22 protein-coding genes and 3 pseudogenes are annotated in these 22,601 nt (G+C 71.2%); 14 read left to right on the forward strand and 11 right to left on the reverse strand.

Features of this window, described 5'->3' with window-relative positions; genetic code table 11:
- Nucleotides 1-66 precede the first annotated feature (66 nt).
- Nucleotides 67-189, forward strand: a pseudogene (locus BBK14_RS40050) (class I SAM-dependent methyltransferase); the annotation flags it as partial.
- Nucleotides 190-320: 131 nt separating this feature from the next.
- Here BBK14_RS40050 and BBK14_RS40055 read toward each other — a convergent pair.
- Nucleotides 321-638: a hypothetical protein gene (locus tag BBK14_RS40055; protein ID WP_241831493.1), complete on the reverse strand. Its 318-nt coding sequence runs from the start codon at nt 636-638 to the stop codon at nt 321-323.
- 56 nt (nt 639-694) lie between these two features.
- Between BBK14_RS40055 and BBK14_RS40060 the strand changes: the two genes are divergently transcribed.
- Nucleotides 695-856, forward strand: coding sequence for a hypothetical protein (locus BBK14_RS40060; RefSeq protein WP_241831494.1), 162 nt, complete (start codon nt 695-697; stop codon nt 854-856).
- Between the two features lie 196 nt (nt 857-1,052).
- Complete coding sequence (locus BBK14_RS35305; protein WP_241831481.1) at nt 1,053-2,066, forward strand: alpha-hydroxy acid oxidase; 1,014 nt, start codon at nt 1,053-1,055, stop codon at nt 2,064-2,066.
- A gap of 119 nt (nt 2,067-2,185) precedes the next feature.
- On the opposite strand, the gene BBK14_RS14570 is transcribed toward BBK14_RS35305, so the two are convergent.
- The gene (locus tag BBK14_RS14570; RefSeq protein WP_071062866.1) at nt 2,186-2,653 is read right to left on the reverse strand and encodes an SRPBCC family protein; all 468 of its coding nucleotides are present in this window, start codon (nt 2,651-2,653) and stop codon (nt 2,186-2,188) included.
- Between the two features lie 387 nt (nt 2,654-3,040).
- Between BBK14_RS14570 and BBK14_RS14575 the strand changes: the two genes are divergently transcribed.
- Nucleotides 3,041-3,754, forward strand: a complete 714-nt coding sequence (locus BBK14_RS14575; protein WP_241831482.1) for a DUF4232 domain-containing protein — start codon at nt 3,041-3,043, stop codon at nt 3,752-3,754.
- A 137-nt stretch (nt 3,755-3,891) separates the two neighbouring features.
- On the opposite strand, the gene BBK14_RS14580 is transcribed toward BBK14_RS14575, so the two are convergent.
- Together BBK14_RS14580 and BBK14_RS14585 are read right to left on the reverse strand one after the other, a co-directional pair.
- A complete protein-coding gene (locus BBK14_RS14580) occupies nt 3,892-5,022 on the reverse strand; it encodes a methyltransferase domain-containing protein (RefSeq protein WP_071062986.1) in 1,131 nt (376 codons plus the stop codon).
- Nucleotides 5,019-5,747 carry a 3'-5' exonuclease gene (locus BBK14_RS14585; protein WP_071062868.1) on the reverse strand — a complete coding sequence of 243 codons (729 nt, stop codon included), beginning with the start codon at nt 5,745-5,747 and terminating at the stop codon, nt 5,019-5,021. Before BBK14_RS14585 ends, BBK14_RS14580 begins: the two co-directional genes overlap by 4 nt.
- Before the next feature lie 280 nt (nt 5,748-6,027).
- On the opposite strand from BBK14_RS14585, the gene BBK14_RS14590 reads away from it, so the two are divergent.
- The 4 genes and pseudogenes from BBK14_RS14590 to BBK14_RS40070 all read left to right on the forward strand — a co-directional run bounded on the left by BBK14_RS14590 (nt 6,028) and on the right by BBK14_RS40070 (nt 8,585).
- Nucleotides 6,028-6,246 carry a hypothetical protein gene (locus BBK14_RS14590; RefSeq protein WP_131802318.1) on the forward strand — a complete coding sequence of 73 codons (219 nt, stop codon included), beginning with the start codon at nt 6,028-6,030 and terminating at the stop codon, nt 6,244-6,246.
- Between the two features lie 135 nt (nt 6,247-6,381).
- The gene (locus BBK14_RS14595) at nt 6,382-7,464 is read left to right on the forward strand and encodes an effector-associated domain EAD1-containing protein (protein ID WP_071062872.1); all 1,083 of its coding nucleotides are present in this window, start codon (nt 6,382-6,384) and stop codon (nt 7,462-7,464) included.
- Between the two features lie 364 nt (nt 7,465-7,828).
- Nucleotides 7,829-8,089: pseudogene (locus BBK14_RS40065) on the forward strand (NAD-dependent epimerase/dehydratase family protein); the annotation flags it as partial.
- A gap of 127 nt (nt 8,090-8,216) precedes the next feature.
- Nucleotides 8,217-8,585, forward strand: a complete 369-nt coding sequence (locus BBK14_RS40070) for an NAD-dependent epimerase/dehydratase family protein (protein WP_241831496.1) — start codon at nt 8,217-8,219, stop codon at nt 8,583-8,585.
- A gap of 488 nt (nt 8,586-9,073) precedes the next feature.
- Here BBK14_RS40070 and BBK14_RS14610 read toward each other — a convergent pair whose 3' ends face one another.
- Nucleotides 9,074-9,919, reverse strand: a complete 846-nt coding sequence (locus BBK14_RS14610) for an SAM-dependent methyltransferase (protein WP_071062876.1) — start codon at nt 9,917-9,919, stop codon at nt 9,074-9,076.
- Nucleotides 9,920-10,133: 214 nt separating this feature from the next.
- Complete coding sequence (locus BBK14_RS14615; protein WP_083390951.1) at nt 10,134-10,610, reverse strand: TetR family transcriptional regulator; 477 nt, start codon at nt 10,608-10,610, stop codon at nt 10,134-10,136.
- A gap of 57 nt (nt 10,611-10,667) precedes the next feature.
- Here BBK14_RS14615 and BBK14_RS14620 point away from each other — a divergent pair, with 57 nt between their 5' ends.
- Both BBK14_RS14620 and BBK14_RS14625 read left to right on the forward strand, forming a co-directional pair.
- The gene (locus BBK14_RS14620; RefSeq protein WP_083390952.1) at nt 10,668-11,876 is read left to right on the forward strand and encodes a toll/interleukin-1 receptor domain-containing protein; all 1,209 of its coding nucleotides are present in this window, start codon (nt 10,668-10,670) and stop codon (nt 11,874-11,876) included.
- Nucleotides 11,877-12,072: 196 nt separating this feature from the next.
- On the forward strand, nt 12,073-13,158 hold the full coding sequence (locus tag BBK14_RS14625; RefSeq protein WP_071062881.1) for a hypothetical protein: 1,086 nt from the start codon (nt 12,073-12,075) through the stop codon (nt 13,156-13,158).
- A gap of 219 nt (nt 13,159-13,377) precedes the next feature.
- On the opposite strand, the gene BBK14_RS14630 is transcribed toward BBK14_RS14625, so the two are convergent.
- On the reverse strand, nt 13,378-13,608 hold the full coding sequence (locus BBK14_RS14630; protein WP_071062883.1) for a hypothetical protein: 231 nt from the start codon (nt 13,606-13,608) through the stop codon (nt 13,378-13,380).
- A 417-nt stretch (nt 13,609-14,025) separates the two neighbouring features.
- Here BBK14_RS14630 and BBK14_RS41300 point away from each other — a divergent pair, with 417 nt between their 5' ends.
- The 3 genes and pseudogenes from BBK14_RS41300 to BBK14_RS42215 all read left to right on the forward strand — a co-directional run.
- Nucleotides 14,026-14,418 carry an ATP-binding cassette domain-containing protein gene (locus BBK14_RS41300; RefSeq protein ID WP_275078486.1) on the forward strand — a complete coding sequence of 131 codons (393 nt, stop codon included), beginning with the start codon at nt 14,026-14,028 and terminating at the stop codon, nt 14,416-14,418.
- Nucleotides 14,415-15,317 carry a (2Fe-2S)-binding protein gene (locus BBK14_RS14640; RefSeq protein WP_083390953.1) on the forward strand — a complete coding sequence of 301 codons (903 nt, stop codon included), beginning with the start codon at nt 14,415-14,417 and terminating at the stop codon, nt 15,315-15,317. The genes BBK14_RS41300 and BBK14_RS14640 overlap by 4 nt, the downstream gene beginning before the upstream one ends.
- Nucleotides 15,314-15,607, forward strand: a pseudogene (locus BBK14_RS42215) (DUF7676 family protein); the annotation flags it as partial. The gene BBK14_RS14640 and the pseudogene BBK14_RS42215, both read left to right, overlap by 4 nt.
- Here the strand turns inward: BBK14_RS42215 and BBK14_RS42845 are convergent.
- The 3 genes from BBK14_RS42845 to BBK14_RS42850 form a co-directional block, all read right to left on the reverse strand.
- Nucleotides 15,529-15,903: an SAM-dependent methyltransferase gene (locus tag BBK14_RS42845; protein WP_338045463.1), complete on the reverse strand. Its 375-nt coding sequence runs from the start codon at nt 15,901-15,903 to the stop codon at nt 15,529-15,531. The pseudogene BBK14_RS42215 and the gene BBK14_RS42845 overlap by 79 nt on opposite strands.
- A 23-nt stretch (nt 15,904-15,926) precedes the next feature.
- Nucleotides 15,927-16,319 carry a hypothetical protein gene (locus BBK14_RS40085; RefSeq protein WP_241831483.1) on the reverse strand — a complete coding sequence of 131 codons (393 nt, stop codon included), beginning with the start codon at nt 16,317-16,319 and terminating at the stop codon, nt 15,927-15,929.
- Between the two features lie 89 nt (nt 16,320-16,408).
- A complete protein-coding gene (locus tag BBK14_RS42850; protein WP_338045464.1) occupies nt 16,409-17,503 on the reverse strand; it encodes an SAM-dependent methyltransferase in 1,095 nt (364 codons plus the stop codon).
- Between the two features lie 1,207 nt (nt 17,504-18,710).
- On the opposite strand from BBK14_RS42850, the gene BBK14_RS14660 reads away from it, so the two are divergent.
- A complete protein-coding gene (locus tag BBK14_RS14660; RefSeq protein WP_071062887.1) occupies nt 18,711-21,716 on the forward strand; it encodes a helix-turn-helix transcriptional regulator in 3,006 nt (1,001 codons plus the stop codon).
- A 39-nt stretch (nt 21,717-21,755) separates the two neighbouring features.
- On the opposite strand, the gene BBK14_RS14665 is transcribed toward BBK14_RS14660, so the two are convergent.
- Complete coding sequence (locus tag BBK14_RS14665; RefSeq protein ID WP_071062889.1) at nt 21,756-22,463, reverse strand: TetR/AcrR family transcriptional regulator; 708 nt, start codon at nt 22,461-22,463, stop codon at nt 21,756-21,758.
- Nucleotides 22,464-22,601: the final 138 nt, after the last annotated feature.

Genomic DNA, 22,601 nt, shown 5'->3' on the forward strand with positions numbered 1-22,601 from the left:
GCGCACGCCCCCGCGCTGACCGGCCTGGACTGGCAGCCCATCGGCGTCGACATCTCCGCGCCCCAGATCACCCTTGCCCGCCGCAAGGGCCTCACCGCGGTGGTCGCCAGCGCCGAGCGGCTCCCACTTGGTGACCGGTCCGTCGACGCCGCCACCATGATCATGACGAGCACCGACTTCGACGACCTGCCCCCGGTTTTCGCCGAGGCCCACCGCGTGCTGCGACCCGGCGGACACCTGGTGGTCGTCGGCGCGCATCCCTGCTTCGGCGGCGTCTTCGTCGAACGCGACAGCCAGGGCACCTGCACCGTCCACCCCGGCTACCGCCACCACCAGCGCGTCGAGCAACATCCTCTGCTCGGCGACGGGATCCGCTCCCGGGTCGGGGTCGTCAACGTCCCGCTACCCGTGCTGCTGAACGCGTTGACGGGCGCGGGGCTCGTCCTCGAAAGACCGCGGAAGACGACGGCGACCAGCCGGTCCCGGAACTGCTCGGACTTGCAGCCGCCCGGCCAGGCCACCAACGAACCCGACCACCCGACCGCGCGCCGCACCATCCTCGACACCCGGCTGTTGTGCCGCGACCGGGTCGCTGGCCGGCCGCCCTCGCTGTCGCCAGCCCGACGGATCGTGAGCATTGTTTCACCCTCCGTGCCTCTGGTGAGATGCGGACGACAACAGTCAGGAGGGTGTCGTGGACGAGCAGGGTGGCGGTTCGGCGGAGGATCTCGCGGCGTACTTCCTCTCCGGGGAGGGCCTGCGCGATGTGGGGAGCCCCCGCACGACCACGACCACGGGCCCGGGGACGGCACGTCGACGAGCACGCGGGAGTTCGACTACCAGGGCCATCGGGTGAGGATCGAGACCACCTACCGGATCACGATCGACGGCCGGCCGCTCGCCGACCACGTCGAGGTGCTGCCCTCCGGAGCGGTCCACTACCACCGCTTCCCGCGGTACGCGCCCAGCTCCGCCGTCGACGTGGTGAAGACCTTGGCATCCTCCCCGGAGTTCACACCGGGGAGGATGCCAACGAGTGGCAGTACGGCCTCGTGCGAGGTCTGCTCGCGGAGCGCGCCGAGCTGCTGGTCTGGCTGGCCCTGCCGCGCCGGACGGTCATGCGGCAGGTGGTGCGTCGGACACTGCTCCGGCTGCACCCACGGGTCCTGCGCGACGTCACCAGCGTGCGCACCGCCACGACCGTGCTCGGCACCCCCGTCGACACCCCGGTCCTGGTCGCCCCGACCGCCGCGCAGCACGTGGTGGCGCCCGGTGGCGCCGTCGCCACCGCGTTCGGCGCCGCGAAGGCGGGATCCCTGGTCTGCGTCTCCTGCCTGACCAACCAGCCCTACACCGAGATACGCGACACCGGCGCGCCGTGGTGGGCGCAGGTCTACGTCCTGCGTGACCGCGGCCTCACCCGGGACCTCGTGGCCCGGGCCGAAGCCGCCGGCGCGGCCGCCCTCGTGCTCACCGTCGACACCCCGGTCGTCGGCGACCGGCCCCATCCCGGCCCCGCCTCCGACGCGCCCTGGTACGGCGGTCACCTGCTACCGACGGCCGTACCGGGGGACGTCGCCATCGCCACCGACCTCACCTTCGACGACATCACCTGGCTCCGGGAGATCAGCCGGCTGCCCGTCGTCGTCAAGGGAGTCCTGCGCGCCGACGACGCGCTGAGCGCCGTACGGGCAGGGGCCCGCGCGGTCGTCGTCAGCAACCACGGCGGCCGCCAGCTCGACGTCGCCGTCCCCACGGCCACCGCCCTTCCCGGCATCGCCCGCGCTCTGACGGGCACCGGCGCCGAGACCTACGTCGACGGCGGTCTGCGCAGCGGCGTCCACGTGCTGGCCGCCCTCGCCCTCGGGGCCCGCGCGGTCCTGCTCGGCCGGCCCGTCCTGTGGGCGCTGGCCACGGGCGGGGCTGACAACGTGCAACGGCTGCTGAGCACCGTCACCGCCGAGCTGCGGCACGCCATGACCCTCGTCGGTGCCCGAAGCCCGGACGAGATCACCCCGGACCTGGCCGGGCCGGTCGACACCGCCGGCGCTCAGCCACCGGGGTAACAGGCGACTCGACGGCACGATCTCCCAGGATGGCCCCCGCCGCCAGCTGGACCCCACAGCGCCGTCCACATTCCGGCTTGACCGGACTCGTCGCGGTTACGTCCACGCCGGAGATCGGGCTACCGCTGCCGTTCGACCGTGCGGGCGAGGATCCCCAGGGTGGCCCGCAGGCCGGCCTCCGGGATGACCGGGAAGACACCTTCCCGGTACTCGTCACCGATCGCGCTCCAGTCGTAGTACGACGTCACCAGCGTGCCGCCCTCGCTCGCTTCGAGGCGGTAGCCGTACCGGTGCCCGAGAGGTGGCCAGTCCTTGACGGTGATCGTCCACTCGATCTCGGTGTTCGGAACGAACCCGGTGATCACGACGGTGACGTCGTACTTCCCCAGCGGGAAGTCGTTCAGGGACTCCCGGTCCATGTGGACGACGAACTCGTCGTCGATCCCGGTGACCGGATCGCCCTGCGCGGACTGGAGCATCCCGGAGCTGTCGATCGTGACGTGCCCGTGCGGATCGCACAGCACCGCGAAGATTCTCTCCGGCGACGCGGCGATCTGCCGCCGTACCTCGAATCGTTCGGTCTCCATTCCGCCAGTTTTGCAGGGGCCCGAGCGGTGCGGGTGAGGAGTGCTTTGACGGGACCCACTCGGGACTGACCTGCGTCCTACCCGGCACCGCCCGATCGGACCAGCCGGGTTCCCGCCCTCCGGGCCAGCCCGCACCCTGGGTGTCACGCACCGTTACCGGGGAAGGAAGGCGGTCGACAAAGGCGGGACACCGTTGCTGGCCGCGGTGCCGCGCCCAGCAGAGAAATCTCACCGAGGCTCCGCAACTGGATGCGTATCAGGCACCGCATGAGCATTCCGGCGTCGCGCCGATCCGGGCGCCGGGCTGGGGAGGTCGCCGTGAACGGGCCGCACACCCACGGAAAGCCGACCAGAAGCAGGCGTTCGACTCGACCGGGACACTCGAGCGTGCTGGGGCAGGTGAGCTGGCACCGGTCGTCGGACGGGCCTGGATCGCCGGACCGGCAGGAGCCGCCGGGCCGGCCTGAGCCGCTTTCCCGGCCGGTTTCCCGCCGGCACGCGGCTCGTTCCCGGGAGGCGTTGCTGCTCGCCAGCACCGCGCTGACCGCTGCCGGTTTCATCGGGCTGGCCGTGGGAGGCGGTGCCAGCGCCGTGGCGGGCGGTCCCCCGGCGGGCATGTCGTCCGGCGGCATGGCGTCCGGTGGCATGTGGTCGGGCGGTGCCGCTGGTCCGTCCGGGATGTGTCCGGGCTCGTCGCTGACGCTGAGCTCGACCCGCCCGGACCCGGGCGCGGGCAACGTCTTCCAGCAGCTCGTCCTGACCAACACCGGGCCGGCGGCCTGCTGGCTGCAGGGATTCCCCCAGGTGTCCTTCGTCGGCGACGACGGCCAGCAGGTCGGCGCCCCGGCCGCCCACACCGGCCCGACAGGCCCGGTCGTGTTCCTGAAGCCAGGCGAATCCGCACGCGCAGTCCTGCACACCGTGCAGCCTGGCCTGCAGGTGGGCTGTGACCAACCGGGGGAGACCGCGCCCGTCCGGGCCCTGAAGGTCAACCCGCCGGGGTCGACGCACYCGCTGTCGCTTGACCCGCCGGCGGTCGCCACAGCCTGCACGTCGACGGCCGTCCACCAGATGGACATCACCACGGTCATCGTCGGCTGAGCGCACGGCGGCACGCGGCGGGCGTGTGTTTCGCCGCCCGGGAGCGGGATCGGTACCCACGCCCGGGCGGCGGAACATCCTGCGATGTCAGCGGGGGCCATGCTCGCCGCGCTGACGGCCGGGCCTCCGTTTCGTTCCTAGGGCGTCGGGACGGCGTGGATGGTTGCCCGCCAGTCGCCGCGGAGGAGCTTGATAGTGCCGTCGTCGCGGATCATCGCCCGCGCGCCGAGGAACGGGGCCCATCCGAGGCGGAGCCAGTCGTCCCGGACGGCGTCGAGCGCGTCCCACAGCCGGCGGGGCCCGCCCTGGTGCACTGTCGGCGGATCGGTACCGATCGCGGTTCCCCGCGCCCATGACCCGTCAGGATGGGCCATGAGCGCGGTGTGCCGGCCGTCGGACCCGCGGCGATAGCGGTGCTCGATACCCGGGACGGCCAGGTGGAGCATGGTGGACAACTCCCAGGCGTCGGCGACGTGCAGCACCGGGTACCGGCCGACGCCCACCTGTTCACCGTCCCGCTCGGCGATCCGGTCGAAGTCGATGGTCGCGACCGGAGGGTAGTCGGGGCCGCTGCGAACATCCATGAACCCGGCCCAGTCCCGTTCCACCTGCCCGAACACCCCGTCGGGGGTTCTCGTCGCGGTGAGGATGATCCACGTGCCGCGGATGGTGGTGACCAGCCGGCCGCCGGGACGCAGCGCGGCCAGCCAGCTCGGYGGAATGCTGGGAACCGCGACCATGGAGACGATCCGGTCGTAGGTGCCTGGCAGCGGGCCGGTGGCGTCCACGGTCAGCGCCGTCGGGCACAGGTCGAGGGCGGCCAGCCGGCCGGCGGCGGCGGACACCAGGTACGGGTCGACGTCCAGGGTGGTGACGTGCCGGGACCCGTAGCGGCGGGCGAGCAGCGCCGCTCCGTACCCCGACCCGGTGCCGACGTCGGCGATGTCCAGGCCCCTGGACAGATGCCCGTACCGGTACATCGTCACGGCCAGGCTCGGCACGGTCGACGACGAGGTCGGTCGGCCCTGCGGGTGGTCGTCGTCCTTGGCGAGGTCGGCGTGCAGCGGGCCGATCCGGGTGACCAGCGACCGGTTCGCGTAGGCGCCGGCGAGCGGACCACGGCGCAGCGCCCACGGCCCGTCGCTGTCGTCCCACCAGGCGGGCACGAACCGGTGCCGCGGTGTGTCGACGAGCGCCCGGTGCCAGCGGGAGCCGGGATGGGTGACCTGGTCCGCCAGGGTGCGGGCGTGGGCCCGCCAGCTGGTCATGTCCACGCGTGGGAGTTCCGGGAAGGTCGCGGTGGCCGGCGCAGACGGACCTGCGGGCTGCCGTCAGCGGTGGCACGGGGGAACAGCTCGGTCTGTTCGCCGCCCGGTCGGATCGGGGTGAGCGTGGCGAACGGGATTGCCGCGAGGCGCTGAAGCTCGCCGAGCGAAACCGGCCGTGCGCCGTGGATCTGCTCGGCAAGGCACGCCAGGAGTAGACCGGCCCCGACCGCATCCCACAGCGCGCGATGTGGTTGCCCTCCTGGCGCCAGCCCGCTCACCCGCCGGGTGAGCGTGTGACGGTCGAGAAGCGCGGTGAGCGAAAGGTCTGCCCTCTCGGTGTCCAGTTGGCGAGCCAGTCGCAGGGTGTCGATCAGCCCGGTGGGGCGGAGGGTCGGGCAGCGCCGCTGGAGGAGCCGCCAGTCGACGGCGATGTTGTGGCCGACGAGAATCCGGCTGTTCAGACGGGCGGAGAGCTCTGGTTCGACGCTGCTGAGCGCAGGCGCCCCGGACAGCGCGTCGTTCGTGAGCCCCGGGGAGATCCAGGGCCGGCGTGGGATGCTCCGCCCGGGATTGATCATCGCGTGGTAGCCCTCTGCGACCTGCACGACGCCGGCGGTCAGGGGGATGGTCGCGATTTCCAGGATGGCTTCCCGGTCGCGGTCCTGCGCGCCGCTGCCTTCCAGGTCGACCGCGACCAGCGCGGCGTCCTGCCAGGAGCCCACCACCGGCGGTCCGATCTACGCGACGATGCGAGTCTCCTTCATCGAACCGCACACTCTCACCGAAGGTGCGGCGAACCGCCGTAGCCAGGTGGCGCCGCGGAAGTCGATCTGCCGGGTGGGGCGGATGCCGTCGAGTTCGCGGACGCCCGGTGACCCGTTGTGCTCTGCGAAGCCGTGCACGATGGCGGCCAGTAATCGAGTGCGGGTCAGATTCCTGGACGCCGGTGGGGCGGAACGTAAGGAAGTGATGCCCGGGGACTTCGCAGTGGGTTCCACGGTGCCCGTGATCTACTTTGCGGCGAAGCCCGAAAATCCGATGTCAGCCAAGACCGTGTCAAACGGCCGGATGGTTTCTGTGGCCGCTGCCGCGCTCCTGCTCCTGTTCTGCGCCTTCCTGGTCGTCGCACTCTTCCTCGCCGGCCTGGAGCTGGATGACATGCACCAGGATCTCGACGACCGGGAGGGGATCGAATACAGGATCAGGACGGGCTCGCCCTGCTGACCTGGTAAGCCGCCGCGGCCGCGGCCGCGGCCGCCGCGGTCAAGGACGTGGAGTGCGGTATGCTGCCAGGACTGTCCAGCGTGTCGGGGGGCGTGCTCAGTTGCGTGCGGCGTCAAAATTCAGTGGAGTCACGAAGTGACCTCCGAAGCATTATCGGTCGAGGAGATCACTGCACTCTCCACCGCTTTCCCTCAGCAACAACAGGTTATTATCATCCTCAAGGCCGCCGGCCTGGAGACGGCACGACAGCCCTGGCAGGCAAGCACCCCCGTCGAGTTCTGGATGGAAATCAGCCGCTTGCTTGAGGCCGGCGTGCTGGTGGACGGCCGGCGGCGCATCCTGACCGAGGCCGGAAAAGTATATCCGGAGAACTCCGCTTTCATCAGCCCGCCCGACAGGCGTGACACCACGCTCGGACGCGGTAGGCGAAACCGCCGGGCGCGCCTGCTGTTCGCCCTCGGGGGCGGCGCAGGCCTGCTTGTGCTCATACTGATTCTCGTTCCGATGGCGGGATCACAGCCCACCACGACTGACCCGGTAGCCGTCGACTCCGTGACGTTCTCGATGGACGGGTCGGAGATATTCGTTGTCCCTGGCCCCATCCGATTCACCTCTGTGGACGCGGTCGAGGTGGAAAAGATGCGCGACACGCAGGGGTACTTCAACTGGTTCCTCAAGAAAGGTGCGGCATTGGACGGCCGCGCTGCGACCATCCGTATGGTACTTCGAGGAACCGCCGATGACGAGGTGGTGATCACGAGTATGGAGGCTGTCCGAAACTGCCGTGAACCGGCGACGGGAACCCTGTTCTACTCGCCGCCCGCCGGTTCGGACCCGAGCATCCGCCTGGGCTTCGACCTGGACAGTCAGAGCAGCACCGCGCAGATCCTCGACGATCACGACAATTTCGTCGGAAACTACTTCAACTCGTACACCATCTCGCTGCGTCCCGGCGAGAATCAGGCAGTCACCATCTTTCCCCGGACATTGCGCCAGTACTGCGAGTTCACAATCCAGCTAAAAATCGCGACGGCCGGCCAGTCGACAACCAAGGTGATCGACAAAAATGGGCAACCTTTTCGGATAACGGCGCTGACGAACTACGACGAGGACTTCTCCGCCTACGACGCGGTTTATACGGGCGGAGTAGCCAATTCCACCGGCAGCACACTTTTCCGCCCGGCCGATCCTCACGCCTTCGGTGGATCGACCGACTGACGGCCCACACCCGGGTGTCACCCATTGTTGCCGGGGGAAGAAGGTGGTCGTCAAAGGCGGAACCGCAGGAGCATTACTCACCGTCAGGAGAGCCGGGGCATCGCTTCCACCGGGGCGTGTATCCCGGGGCCCGACCAGCGTCATCCACCCCACCGGCGCTTTCAAGACGACCCGCCGCCGCAGCGACGGCACGCCAGCCCTGAGGGGAGGGCCGTCGCGAACCGTCCATCGGTTCGGTTACCGGGCGAGTCCGGCGGGGGCCTCGCGAGCCTGGCCAGCCCGAAATGGGTTCGCTGAGACAGCGTCCGGCTGGTTGGCTCACGCTGTGCGCGTCCTCGTCACCGGCGACCAGAGCCCTGTGGGCATGGCGGTCACGGCCACCTTGACCACGGCTGGGCATCAGATCGTCGGGTTCGACCTCGTCGACGGTCACGAGGTCCGCGACACCGCCGCTGTCGAACGCGCCTGCGCCGGCTGCGACGCGGTCGCGCACCTGGCCGCCGTCGACGAACCCGTCACCGACCCGGACCTGGCACGGTTCGGACCCGCCACCACCGGATCAGACAGGCTGATCTTCGAGACCAACGTGCTCGGCACCGGCAACGTTCTGCGGGCAGCCGAACGCCACAGCCTGTCCCGGGTGATCCTGATGAGCAGCGTGCACATACTGGGATGCTTCGGCGGTCGCGGCGAACCCGCCTACCTTCCCCTCAACGACCGGCATCGCCACGGTCTGCCTGCGCCCGCCGGGTGTGTTCACCGCGGCGACCTACGCCGCGATCCGGCAGGCCCGACGGGACAACCCCTCCTTCGAGTGGTCCCCGATCTGGGAGTACGGCGCCTTCCTCGACGTGCGCGACCTCGCCACTGCGGTCGAGCGTGCGCTGACCGTCCCGCTGGCCGGCCATCACCGGTTCCTGCTGTGCGCCGCCGACATCTCCTCGGCCGAACACGGCTCCCGCGAGCTGGTCGGACGGCTTCTTCCCCATGTGTCGTGGCAGGGCGGCCCCGAGTACGACGACGAACCGTTCCGGTCGCTGATCGACACAACCGGCGCCCGCTCCCTGCTGGGTTGGACGCCACACCACCGCTGGCGGCCGGCGTCGTCCGCGCACGAGTAACACCTCAACCCCGGCAGACCGGGCGTGCCTCCGAGAGGGAGCCCTCAAGAATCGCGCAGGGCCGGTCGAACAGGCCGTCGGCGCACCCGAACCCGCCTCGGTAACCTGGGCCGGCCAGCGGCAGGCGCCAGCTCGTCGTCGGCAGCGGGGCGGTGGACGGCCGCCTCCTGACAGTCCCACGAGCAGTACCCGGCCGCCCCGACGATCGGCATCAGGATCTCCTCGACGCACCAGAGGCACACGATCAGCACCGGCTCATCATCGCCGAGCGAAGACGTTTTCCCTGGGCAGAGACCACAGCCAGCCCTGGCTGTGGGGCGAGTTCTCCTGGTCGGAACTCCCGGCAGTCCGCGACCCTCGGAGAGGTCGTCGATCAGTCGCGGCGAACGCTGCCGGCTGCCCCGGCTGACCTTCGGTGGAGTGCTTTCTGCAGTGGCTGTTCGGGTCGGCGGGCAGCGTGGAAACCCCGGGGTGGCGGCGTCGGGAGATCAGGGCTTGCGCGCGAGGCCGCCGTACATGTTGACCTTGGCGTCGGTCACCTCGTCGTCCACGTCCTGCGGGCGCCAGCGGCTTACCGCCTGCACGCCCGGCTCGACCGGTTCGAGGCCGTCGAAGAAACGCTCGACCGCGGCGCGGGAGCGCGGGTTGACGACGACACCACGCTGGCCGTAGACGGCGGCCATCCGCCCGATCTCGTCCGGCGCGAAGTCGGCGGTGAGGTGGGTCAGGGCCAGATAGCTGCCGGACGGAAGCTCGTCCAGATACCGGCGGACGAGGCTGTAGGGGTCGGCGGAGTCCGGAAGGAAATGCACGACGGAGATCAGGCTGAGTGCGACCGGTCGGGTCAGGTCCAGGGTGTCGCGTAGCTCGGACGAGTTGAGGATCCGTTCGGGTTCCGCCAGGTCGGCGTCGAGATAGGCGAGGCGGCCTTCGGCGGTGCCGGTGAGGAGCGCGCGGGCGTGGGTGAGCACGATCGGGTCGTTGTCGGCGTAGACGACCCGGGTGTCGGCGGCGATCGCCTGCGCGGTCTCGTGCAGGTTGGGCGAGGTCGGGATGCCGGTGCCGATGTCGAGGAACTGGCGGATGCCCACCTCGGCGGCCAGGTAGCGGGTCGCCCGGTGCATGAAGGCCCGGTTCTGCCGGGCGGCGACGCGCCCGTTCGGGACGACGGTCAGCGCCTGCTCCGCCGCCTCGCGGTCCGCCGGGAAGTTGTCCTTGCCGCCCAGGTAGTAGTCGTAGATCCGCGCCGAGTGCGGCTGGTCCGTCTTGAGGTCGACCGGGTTCAGCTCGTCCGTGATCCTGTTCCAGCGGAACGGCGGTGGGGTCTGACTCACGTCGCGGCCTCTCGTCGTCGGTGGTGCTGCGCTGCGGTCGGATGGGTTCGTGCCGTGGTGCTTCTGCTCCTCTGTGACCTGATTATGTCGGTCCGTCCACGGGCAGTCGTGATCGAGAGGGCGGCTGGAACCGGACACGGCGGAGCGGAAGCTTCTCGACGGCGGAGGCCACTCCGATCATGGTGGTTCCCTGCGCCTCAGCGGTCTCGACGCCTCAGCTGTGYGGCAGCAGCTGGTGGATGAGGGTGTCGGCGAGCCAGGTTTCGTACTGGTCGACGGTCCAGCGGCGTTCGAGCACCAGGGTGCGGTAGATCTCGGGCAGGACGAGGGCGACGTAGATGTCGCCGCCGCCGCCGCCGCTGACCCCGGGCGCGAGGTGCGCGGCGAGCCGCAGGCCCTGGGCCGGGTCGGGTCGCGCGATCGCCTCCTCGTGGCTGGCGTCGACGTCGAGGGTCGCCGTCACCCCCCAGGCGATGGCCCGCAGGATCTTGGCCTTGGCGCCGAACGCGGAGTAGATCGTCGGCGCGGGGATGTCGGCGGCCTCGACGATCGCGGCGATCGTGGTCGCGACGTAGCCGTCCGCGGCGAACAGGTTCCGCGCGGCGGCGGCGATCTGCGCTGGTGGACAAGAGGCGTGCCAAGTCGCTGCTGCCGAGGGCGCGTGGCGTGCATGCCCGGCGATGGAGATCATGCGGGTGTGCGGCGTCGAGCCGGACCTGCGCGCTGAAGACCAGCACCGCGACCTGGCATGGAGACCGCGCAGCCGGCCCGGCGGGCGGACCCCGATGGTCGTTATGATCCGCGTTATGCGGGCCGTCAGGACCAGACTTGCGGGCCGTYAGGACCAGACTGCAGTCGCCGTCCCGAACTCACGGGTCAACAGGTCCTCGACGACGGGTGGCGTGTAAACGTGCCTGGTTTGTCTGACTCGCCGGATTTCTTCATCTCCTACACCGCTGCCGATCAGGAATGGGCGGAGTGGATCGCCTGGCAGTTGGAGGAAGCCGGCTACCGGGTGCTGGTGCAGGCCTGGGACTTCATCCCGGGCACCAACTGGATGGCCGGGATGCAGCAAGGGATCATGAAAGCCGCCCGGACAATCGCCCTGCTGTCGCACGCCTATCTGAATTCCGTCTACGGCCAGACAGAATGGCAGGCGGCGCAGGCCGCCGACCCGCTGGGTTTCGCCAGGAATCTGATCCCCATCAGGATCGCCGACTGCCCCCGGCCCGGACTCCTCGGACAGATCGTCTCCTTCGACCTGTTCGGCCTGTCCGCGGACGCCGCCACCGCCCGGCTGACCGAACAGATCAGGATCCTGCACGCCGGGCGGGCGAAACCCGCCGCCACGCCGGCCTTTCCCGCGCAGTCCGCGGCACGCCCGCCCCTGCCAGCCCCCGAACCGGCTCGCCCCGCCTCGCCCTCGACTCCGGTACCAGCACCACGACACCGGTCAGGCGCCGCATATCCAGGGCCCGGACCGGAGTCCGGCGCGCAGCCTGGACCGGTCAAGAACCACACGCTCGTGACAGAGATCCTCGCCGCTCGCGCGAAGGCACGCAGCCTCGAAAGGTCGCTGCGGGAGGGTCTCGAAATGGCGACTTCCTCGGGCATAGTGATCCCGCGTGACAATGTCACMAGCCGCGACGCCGAGTTCGACGAGGCTCGCTCCGTCGCCGTCGACCTGGCCCGCGATCTCGCCAGCATCCTGACGTTGGCCCGCGGCGGTTACGACAGCGCCGCCTGGGACCACGCGCCGAGCCTCAGCTTCGCCGCCGACCTGGCCAAGAGCATCACGGACAGCCTCCATGCCTTCCTCGACGGCGAGGATCTCGAGCGGGTCGTCTCCACTGTCGAGCGCCTGTCCGCCCGCCTGACAACCATTCCGCTGGACGTCTCGGGAGCCGACCTCACCCGTCTCGAAGCGGCGGATCCGCGCCCGGACGACCTGGCCTGACCAACCCCCGCCACGATCTGGAACACCGCCACCAGGTGGCCATCAAGGTATTCGGACATTGGTGGAACCGACGTCCGTGACCGCGCGTCGGTACCGCCATGGGAACCCATCCGGTCCGCGCGTCGCGTCGGCTTGCTGTGACCTGGCTGGACCATGTCGCCCGCTACGGCAGACGGCGTGGTCCGCGAGAGATGATGTGGGCACCGGCCCCGCAGCGCTGGTCATCGGCAGTATCGCATTGGCCTGCGGGCCGGCGGGCGGCGATGTGACGGGCGGGCACGGGCCCGAAGGCGCGGCACCCGGCGAACGCGCGGCACCCGGCGGACACGGGGCGGCCGAGGCGTCGGAGCCGGGCTGGCGGTTGGAGTCGTTCCGGGACCTGGTGGTGGAGGTCCCGGCCTCCTGGGAGCCCGCGCCGGCACCGGGCGGCGACTGGTGCGCCGCGGTCGAGGGCCGGCCGGAGGCATTCCCCGACAAGCCATACGTCGACAGCCGAGGCCCCTACCGGGCCGAGATGGCCCTTGGCTGCTTCAGCGGTGAGGAGGAGCCGGACCTGCACGGCGGTGGCGTGCCTCGCGAGTACTGGTCGCCGCACGTCTGGTTCGCCGCCACGCCCGCCGCCGGCGGGATCGAGAAGGTGCCGGACGGGCGGGTGAGCTCGAACGGCTGGAGCCGGCTCGTCCGCACGGTTGGCTCGGCGAAGGTGTTCGTCCTGACGGACGAGGCGCACCTCGACGAGGCCGGGCGGATCATCGCCTCGGCGCGCCAGGCCGAGGTCGACCACCACGGCTGCGCCGCCAGCTCGCCGATCCAGGCCGGCGGGTTCGTCCGTCCGCCCGCGCCGTTCGACGTGGCCCAGCTCGACGCCGTGGACACCATCGCGGTCTGCCACTACGACCTGAACAGCCCGGTGGGCAGCCCTGGGCTCCTGGCCTCCCGCGAGCTCGGCGGGGCCGAGGCGACCGCGCTGCTGGCGGCGATCAACGCCGCGCCGGTGGGCGGGGGACCGGACACGCCGGACACCTGCGCGAAGAACACGTGGGGAAACACCGGGATCGTGCTCCGCCTGACGACGGGCGGCTCAGTCCACGAGGCCTACGTCTACTTCGACTCGTGTTTCGGTAACGGCATCGATGATGGAACCACGCTGCGAGCTCTGACCACCGACAACTGCGCCCCGCTCTGGTCGGGACGCGTCGTGCACTGGGGCGGAAGCGCCGCACCCTTCAGGGTCTGCCACCCCGGCAGCGTGCCAGCCGTGAACCCGACGAAAACCAGCTGACGGAGGGCCCGGCGGCCCCGTTCGAGCAGGCCGGGCGTGAAACCCGACCACTCGGCGGTCCACGGGGCATCCGTCCCCGAAAGCGTGGCGCTGGGCTCCTTCGGGGACTTCCAGTCCCGGCCCTGGGCACCTGGCCCGGCCAGTGGGTCCTCGCATTGGACCGCTCGCGACCTCGGCCCGCCGCCTGGCTGACGAGGTTGCGGCCAGGGGTACTGATGTCTAGGACAGCCCGGTGGCCGCGCGTGCTTCGGCCAGGGTGCTCCAGCCGGTGCCGAGCATCATCCAGCCGTCGTGGCCGGCCAGGCGGTTGATCGGATCGCGTACCTTCACCTGCCAGCTGCCGGGGCTGGTCTCGCGGGCGAGGGCGGCCTTGCCGTCGCAGGAGCCGTAGTGTCTGCCGAGTGCGGCCGGCTCAGGCTGGATCGCTTTGAGCAGGTTGTCGGAGTCCATCAAGTCGCTCCGTAAAAGGGCCACAGGTGCGCCCGGGATGGGCGCCGCTCGCGGGTCACGACCCGGGTGGCTGTTGCTCCAGTCCAATGTTACGCCGCCGTCGGCGCCCCGCCAGTGGGGAGGCATTCCACCATTCCCCAGGCGCGAGGCGTCAGCGCCGCCCACCGGGAATGGGCAGGGCGGCTCTGACCTCGGGTGTTCCGTCGCGGAGGTCGACGTCGACGGGGAGCCCGTAGACGGTTTCGATGAGGTCGGCGGCGTAGACGTCGGCCGGGGTTCCCGACGTGACGACGTTGCGCCTGGCCGCCGGAGAGCTCGTCGACGTGGCGGTCGGCGAGCGCGGTGAGGTCGAGCAGGTCGGATTGTGGCTCGCCTGCCGGCCGGCGGGCGTCAGCGGGCGGGCTGGCCGGACCGGTGGTGGAGCTGAGGATCGGGCCGGACGCGGCCCAGCAGGTCGGCGACGGCGAACGGCAACGGGTCATGATGGCCCGCGCCCTGGCCCAGGAACCGACGCTGGTCCTGCTCGACGAGCCGACCGCCTTCCTCGACGCACCGTCCCGCGTCGCCGTCACCGCCCTGCTGCGCCGCCTCGCCCGGGAACGAGATCTCGCGGTCGTCGTCTCCACCCACGACCTCGAGCTCTCGCTCCGCGTGGCCGACGGCGTGTGGCTCCTCGACCGGACGGGGACCCTGCACACGGGCCGCCCGGCGGAGGTGATCGCCTCCGGGGCGGTGAACACCACCTTCGACGGCGACGACCTGCGCTTTGACCCGGTGACCAGGACCTTCGAGCTGCGGGAGGCAGTGTGACGGGCGAGCCCGACATGACCGGAGCGGGGCGGCGGCCCGCCCCGGCGGTGCCGACCGCCGGGGCGGTGCCGGTCGCCGCAGCGGTGCCGGCCGTCACGGGAGCGTCGGCGGTGTCCGCCGCCGAGGTGGCGAGCGCCTTGCGGAGGCTCGCCGAGATCAGTCCCTACTTCGAGGCCGACATCGCGGTCGATCTCGCCGGTGCCGGTGCCGGTGCCGGTGCCGGCGAGGTGGGTGGGGCCGGGCCGGTGCCGGTTCGTGTCGACGAGCTCTACCGGGGCGGGGCGGCCCTGGCCGCCGCGGTCGACGGAGTGAACGAACGGCTTGGCGGCGTCGAACGACGGGTCGCCGCGTCCACCCTCGCGCTCGGCCACGCCGCCCGGCTCTGGTCGGTGGCCCTGGGCTGCTGGGCGACCGCCGGCATCGTCCCCGACCTGCCCCCACCCCGCCTCCGGGTGCAGCCGAGGCTCACCGCGCCCGTGCGGCTGATCGTGGACGAGACCGCCGGCTGGCGCGTCGAGAGCCTGGCGGACGCCGTCGACCTGCTCCGCGAGATCGTCGTCGAGGACCACCTGCGGCCCTACTTCACGGCCCTGCGGGGTGAGACCCGGCTCGCCCCGCGCCTGCTCTGGGGCAACGCCGCGTCCGCGCTGGTCGGCTCGACGCGGGTACTGGCCGCCTCCCCGCTCGTCACCCGCACGAAGGACGTTCCCCGGATGGCGGCCGCGCTGCTGGCGACACCGCCGCTCGCCGGTACGACCGTCCACGCCGTCACCTCCGACGGCGGACTGGCGGTCTCCTCGGTGGTCCGGCGGAGCTGCTGCCTGTTCTACCGGGTGCCGGGCGGCGGTACCTGCGGAGACTGCCCCCTGAGCCCGGCCGCGGAGAGGACACGACGTTGACCACCGACACCGAATACCGGGTCACCGAAGAACTCGGCAACGGCACCCTGCACGTCTTTGCGCTGCCCACCGACACCGAGACCCTGCTGTCCCTCGTCACCGAGATCTTCACCGACCACTGGCGCCAGATCGGCTTCGGCGTGATCGTCCAGGGCGCTGCCTGGGAGGTCGCGGCGCCGAACGCGCTGCGGCGGATCGGCGTGTACGACGGCTACGTCACCGTCGACTTCGGGGCCTGGCACTTCCATCTGCGCATCGGTGAGCACACCGCCAGCGGCCCGGAGCTCGGCCGGATCCGCCGCTGCGCCCGCGCCGAGCTGTACCGCCGAGTCGGCGGTGACGGCGCGCCCTGCTTGCGCTGCAGCACGTCGTCCTTGAACGCGAGGACCTGCGGCTGGTCCAGTTCGTACAGCGTGACGTCGCCGGGCCAGCCCAGTCGGAACGCACGGGTGTCCAGGCCCGCGGCGAGAAGAACGACCTGACCGACACCGCCGCGAAGTGCGTCGTGGACGAAGTCGTCGTAGAACCGCGAGCGCACGCCGATGTAGCGGGAGGTATGCGGAGACAGCGCCTGCCGGTCTGTCACCGGCTCGCCCGCGGYGGGCCAATTCAGCGGGACGGCACGGATGAGGCTACGGCCTGGACGAACGCGGCCCCGAACGGGTCGTCGATGAGCGCGTCGGGCATCGACGGCTCCACAGTCCGGGACGCGGCTATACCAAGGACCGTCAGCCCGGGGCCGGTGACGATGTCCCAGCTCCTCTGCTCCGCCATGTCATGTTCCTTCCGCCTCGGGCGTGGAGGGGAATCTAGCCCGCAGGACTGACCGTGGCCGCCGATTGGGCGCTTCGCTGCCTGCGCTGCCGGGGCCTGCGCCTCGGTGAGGCTGGAGACCATGTCCCGGTGCGGCCGCCCGTCATCGACGGTGTGCGGGTGCTCGTCGTCGACGGTGTGCGGGTGCTCGTCGTCGACGGTGTGCGGGTGCTCGTCGTCGGCGGTCACCGCCGGCCGGGCCACGTGGACCGGGTGGTGGACGAGCTGATCGCCAGYGGTGGCCGTTATGCGGTTCCTCGCGCGCCGTCGGTTCCGGGTCATACGGGTACGCGTGGCGTCCATTCCGGTGGTCCGATCTCGGTGTTGAGGCCTTTCTCGATGAAAACTATGTTCCGGTAGAAATGCACGGCCGAGACTCCCCGGTTGGTGGCGGGCGGCTGGTAGACCGACGTGTCCTCGTACTCCGGGTAGTGCAGGCCGTTGAGAAGCTCCTTGAGTCGGGTCATAACCGTCCGGGTTCCCGTCTCGTCGAGGATCGACGGCGCGGCTCTTTCCAGGGTGAGTGAATTGATTAGCGTGCTGATCTCATTTTCGGAGCACGCGGCGGCCTGCAGCAGGGACGCATTGACGTCATACGGCACAGCGGGCACGGGAGCTCCAGGGATCACGCGGGAAAGCCGGCGGTCGGCACCGTTCCGGTGAACGGCGCGCCGGCTTCCAGGGTGCGCGCGCCCACCGCCGAAGTCCCCGCGATGACTCCGACGGCCCAGCGGTTCGGCCGGCTCGACGAGGGTCGGCGGCACCAGGAACGTCGTGACGAGCGTCGAGCCGGAGGCGAGCGCGGCGACCTGGCGGAGCATGGCCGTGGTCGCGTCCCTGGTGAGGTACATGGTGACGCCGGCGCAGACCACGACGGCCGGGCGCGTCGGGTCGAAGCCGGCGGCCGTGAGCCGCTTCCACCAGGACGGCCCCACCTCGAAGTCGACCGGGACGAACCGCAGCCATTCCGGGACGCCGAAGCCGATCTCGGCGAGGCGCCGCCGTTTCCAGGCCTGTGGGCCCGGCTGGTCGACCTCGAACATCCGCAGGCCCGAGGCGATCTCCGGCCGGCGCTGGGCGAAGGTGTCCAGGCCGGCTCCGAGGATGACGTACTGGCTGACACCGCGGCCGGCCTGTTCGGCGACCAGGTCCTCGACGAGGCGGGCGCGGGCCACCATGGACGCCCGGGTGCGGCGCGTCGCGTGCTGGTCCATGTCCGGGCGGGCGCGCCAGTCGTCGCCCGGGGCCACCAGCCGAAGGCCGATCTCGTCCTCGAACACGTGCGGCCGCGGGTCGACCTGGACGTGCATGGCCCGCCACAGGGCAACCCGCGTCGCGGTGCTTTCCGGGGCCGCGGTTCGCGTGCCAGGCATGAGCTTCTCGCACCTTCTGCCGAAGTACCCGAGGGTGTGGGAACAGCGGCTCATTCGGGTATGCGCGGGGCACGATTTCTTCCGGCGCGGATCCGCTCGCCTTTATCTGCCTGCCGCCGTCTGCCATCTGCTCTCGGCGGGATTCGCGAGCACGGAATCTCGGACAGCGGCCTTCGCAGCCTACCCGTGTCCTTGATACCGCCCGGGCCGCAGGTGATTGGCGGTGATTGGCGGGTAATGGGGATGGCTACCCTGGTGAACCGCCTGTCGGAGCGTGGCTGAAACGGCGCCGCCCGCGTCCTGGCCCGGAGAAAGAGAGCTGGTTCACGGTGGGGGCCGCGGCCGGCGCGGGTGTGCTCGGGGCGTTGGCCGCTCCACCGGCGCGGGCGGGCCCGCGGAGCCACGGTGCTGGGGCCGGCTGCTCGTGCCGGCTGGCTCGTGCCGGCTGGCTCGTGCCGGCAGGCGTAGCGGGGTTCCCGTGGAACACAAGCCTTCGTCGCCTTCCGGACAGACCGGTGGAGGCGAGTGGCCCGGTGATGTTCCTGATGTCGATGAAGTCCGAGCGTATGGCTCGATGTGCGTTCCGTGATATTGGTGCCTGGTGCCGTGCTGGCATTGTGATCCTGTGTAAAGGTTGTCAGATCTTCTTGACGATCGATGGTCGCTGGCTTAGGTTTGCCTTAGTTGTTAGACGCTGTCTAGGTCGGAGTCGTCCCGTCTCCGTGAAGCGATCTTCTGTCTGCTCACCCGCCCTCTGTCGGGCATGTCGAGTCGGGCCGGGGACGCCGGTCAGCACCTCTGGCCGACGGTTGCGGGCGCGCTTGGACGGCGGAGCCGTTCCGGTCACGGCGCCGCCTGAGTGACGGAGCGGTCGCGACCACCGGGACGACCGCCCAGGTCGTTCCCGGCCGGCAACAAAAGCGCCGATGTCGACACTGGAGATGATCTGTAACCTCAGGGCGTCATTCTGACCACACCGCTGCAGCGCATCAAAAAGCGATGTTCCAGGCGGCACCCGGTGCGGGTCCCGGCGGGCGCGGCGAATCTCGATGCACACAATTTGACAAGGATGGGACGAGGATGCGGAAACTATTGCGTCCACGATGGCCGGATTCGCCAGCCCCGTTCGTGGGGAACCGGCGTGCCGCCGCTCTGACCGTGTCGAGACAGCTTGCCACAATGATCGCGGGCACCTCGCGGTGTACCGGTGCATAGGGGAAACACCGGCGGTCAAGAACTGGACTTCCTGAACCGGGTTGGCTCGCTGGCCCTGGACACCCGAGAATCCGACGGCGGCGTGGGGCCGGTGGCGCCCGGCGAGGACCGCGCCGTCAGCAACCAGCAGTGGCCGATGGCGGCCCGTGCGTCCGAGCTCGCCGCGGTGGTGGGCGCCGTCCGGCGGGGAACCAGCGTCGTTCTCGTCGGCGAGCCCGGTGTGGGCAAGACCCGGCTGCTGCGGACCGCCCTGGCGGAGGTGGCGACAGCCGGTGATCCGGTCCGACTGATCGACGCTCCACACGGGACCCATCCCGACCTGCCCGGCTCGCTGCTGGCGGAGCTCTCGGCGACCTTCGATCTGCTGGGCGGGGATCCGCTCGAGGGCGGTCCGACCGGGGGTTTTCGGCCTCGCGACACGGAGCACCGGCCGGGGGGCCCGGATGCCCGCCCGCGGCGGGTGTTCGGCTCGGCGGGTCTGGGCGCGGCACGCCCGGACCACGGATTCTCCGGTACCCGCCGAGGCCCGGAGGCGGGCGGCGGGAACCGAGCGCCCGCTCGGTTCCCGCCGGCGGCCGGCACGGCGGGACGGGTGGTGCTCGGCGTCGACGACGCGCACCTGTTGGATTCCGAGCCGGCGGCGATGCTGCACCACCTGGTCGCCACCGGCCGGGTCACTCTCGTCGCCGCCGTCTGCTCCGGTGAGAACCAGCACCGGGGCGTCAGCAGGCTCTGGATGGAGCGGCTCGCCGAACGTTTCGACCTGGCCGAGTTCAACGAGAGCGGTGTGCACGCGATGGTCCGGGCCCGGCTCGGCGGCACCGTCGACGAGTCGACGCTGGCCAGGCTGCACCACCTGACCCGGGGCAATGCCCTTTACCTGTGTGAGCTGGTGGGTCACGCCCTGGCTGAGGGGACCCTGGTCCAGGCGGAAGGGATCTGGCGGTGGTCCGGTCTCGCGAGCAGCGGTGGCCGGCTCTCCGACCTGGTCCGGCTTCGGCTGGCCGACCTCGCGCCGGATGAGGTCGAGCTGGTCGCCATGGTGGCGCTCGCCGAGCCCCTCGAGGCCGATCTGCCCGTTGTGGCGGAGCTCGCCGCCGCGGCCGAGTCGCTCAACCGGCGCCGGATCATCGTGGCCGAAGGAGTCGGTCGCCGTGTCCAGCTGCGCCTCTTCTATCCGTTGCACAGCGAGGTGCTGGTCGCGTCCCTGCCGGAGCTGACCGCGCGGCGACTGCGCGCCCGGCTGGCCGGCGCGATCGAACAAACGGGGCTGCGTCGGCGCACCGACCTGTTGCGGGCCGTCCGGCTGCGTCTCGACGCGGGTCAGATGCCCGAACCGGCGCATCTGATCGCGGCGGCGGAACGGGCGGTGGGCACCGGCGACGTCGTGTTCGCCGAACGGCTGTGCCGGCTCGCGATCGCGGTGCGGGAGCCGACCCTCTCCCGCAGCCGCATCGAGCTGCTGCTGGGCCGGGCCCTGTGCTCGCAGGGCAGGCATTCGGACGCCGAGGACGTCTTCGGGCCGGGCTGTGACCACGCCCCCCGGGAGGAGCTGGCCGCGCTGGCCCGCACCCGGGCGCTGAACATGGCCGGTGGGCTGGGCCGGATCGACGACGCCGAGGCGCTGCTCGCCGCCGTCCGCTCCGCGGTGCCCGCCGCGGACGAGGCGAAGCTGTCGGCCACCCTGGCGATCGTCTGGATGCTCGCGGACCGCCTGCCGGAGGCGCTGACGCTGGTCGGGTCCGCCATCGCGGGGGAGAACGCGGACTCACCGCTGGTGCGCGAGGCCGTCCCGGTCATGGCGGTCGCGCGCACCGAGCTCGGTGACGCGGCCGGTGCCCTCGAGCTGCTGGACAGCTGCCTGCCGGCACTCGACCGGTGGGCTGATCACCACTGGCTGCCGCACCGGCTGGCGACGGTGGCCGCCTGCGTCGCACTGGGACGGATGGGCGACGCCTCGGCGACGCTGCGGCGGGTGCGCCGCCGGCTGGCCGACGGCCCGTCCCGGGTGATGTGGGATCCGCTGACCGTGCTTGTCGAGGCCCACCACCTGAGGCTGACCGGCCGGAACGCCGAGGCTGTCGACCTGCTGCGGCGCTCCGATGACTCGGCCGCCGCCGCGAGCATCCCGGACATCCGTTGCTGGACGCGTGCCCAGTTGGCGGGTGCCCTCGCGGAGGCCGGCTCCCACGCGGACGCGCTGGTGGCGATCGCGGAGGCCCGTGCGCTGGTGGCCTCGACCGGCGGCTCCACGACCGCCCGCGGGTGGGTGGCGATCGAGGAGGCGGCCGTGCACGCGCATGCCGGTGACCGGGCGCGGGCCGTCGCCCTCGCGCTGGAGCTGGCTGACCGTTTCGTGGCCGCCGGGCGGATTGTTCGCGCCGTCGAGGCGTTGCACCTCGCCGCGCGGCTGGGCGTCGCGAACGCCGTGGTGGCCCGGTGTGAGGCCCTGGCCACCCGGATCGGGGCCGCCGAGGTGGCGCAGGCGTGGTCCGCTCATGTCCGGGCCCTTGCCGGCGCCGACGGCGACGCGTTGAGCGGCGTCTCCCGCCGCTTCGAGGACATGTGCCTGCTGCCGCTGGCCGCCGAGGCCGCCGTCCAGGCCGCCGCCGCGTATCAGATGCGCGGTGCGGTCCGCAGCGGGCGGCTGGCGAGAGTCCGCGGCGCCGATCTCGTCTCCCGATGCGGGGGGCCGCTGCCGCCCTGGGCGTCCGACGAGGTCAGCGTCGCCGCCGGTGCCGCGGCGACGCGTGGCGGGACCAGGTCGCACGGGGTTCCCGGCCCCGAGCTCACCCCGCGGGAACGGGAGGTGGCGGCGTTCGCGGCCGTCGGGCTGTCGAACCGGGAGATCGCGTCCCGTCTGGTCGTGTCTGTCCGGACCGTCGAGAACCACCTGCAACGCGCCTACGGCAAGCTCGGGGTGCTGCGTCGCGCCGATCTGGCACTCCGGCTGCAGGAGAGCCTGGAGTCCGGCTTCGCCGCGGGGTCGGCGACCTGACGCCGGGGCGCCGCCGGCTCCGGCCGTGCGCGTCGCCGGTCATCGCGGGGCGCTCGACGACTCCAACCAGGTCGCGACGCCGTCGAGGGCACGGGCCACGGTGAACTCGAAGAACTCGACGTCCAGCTCGGCGGGCGGCCGAGGGTCGCGCGCCCGGGCGAGGGCGTCGACGCTGGCCGCGGCGAGGCCGGGCTGCGGGGTGTCCTGGAAGTCACTGAGGACCTGTGCCATCTTGCCGCGCGCCTCCGGCCGCTCGGCGCGGTCGTCCTCCGCCGCAACCATCATGAACGCGGTGTTGAGCAGGAACCGGTAGACCAGGGTCGCGTCGCCGCCGAAACCGGCGCGCTGCAGTACCTGGATGCCGCGGTCGATCGTGGGCAGGGCGGCGGGAACCGTCGGCCCGATCAGGACGACGCGCCGGGCGACCCCGCGGAACTCCCGCARCACCGCCCGGCCCTCGCGCAGCAGCCGGGTGAACCACTCCCGCCAGGGCAGGTCGGCGTCCGGGACGGGGATGAGGGCTATCACTCGGTCGGTGATGGCGTCGACGACGGTCTCGCGGTCGCCGACGTGGTGGTAGATGACGCCGGGCCAGACCTCCAGGGCTCCGGACAGCTGGCGGATCGACCAGCCGTCGAGACCCTGGCCGCGGGTCAGTTCCAGCGCCGTGTCCACGATCTTCTCGGCCGTCATCGGCGGCAGACCGGCGGCCAGGCGCGATCGTGAGGAGTGGCTGGGCCGGTCCATGGGGTCACCTTAACCGCCGGGCTCGAGCGCCCCGTCTTGATGCGAGGAACATCCATCGGCTAAGGTCAGCCTAAGCTATTAGACGGTGTCTAACATCTGTTGCACACTGTTCAGTGAAGGCTTGGACGATCTAGCGAA

The organism is Parafrankia soli (assembly GCF_001854695.1).
In the GTDB taxonomy this organism is placed as follows: Bacteria; Actinomycetota; Actinomycetes; order Frankiales; family Frankiaceae; genus Parafrankia; species Parafrankia soli.

Coding starts and splice junctions, on each gene's coding strand:
- BBK14_RS40055 (WP_241831493.1), bottom strand. CDS start 638: ATGCTCACGATCCGTCGGGCTGGCGACAGCGAGGGCGGCCGGCCAGCG.
- BBK14_RS14570 (WP_071062866.1), bottom strand. CDS start 2,653: ATGGAGACCGAACGATTCGAGGTACGGCGGCAGATCGCCGCGTCGCCG.
- BBK14_RS14630 (WP_071062883.1), bottom strand. CDS start 13,608: ATGGACTCCGACAACCTGCTCAAAGCGATCCAGCCTGAGCCGGCCGCA.
- BBK14_RS42850 (WP_338045464.1), bottom strand. CDS start 17,503: ATGCCTGGCACGCGAACCGCGGCCCCGGAAAGCACCGCGACGCGGGTT.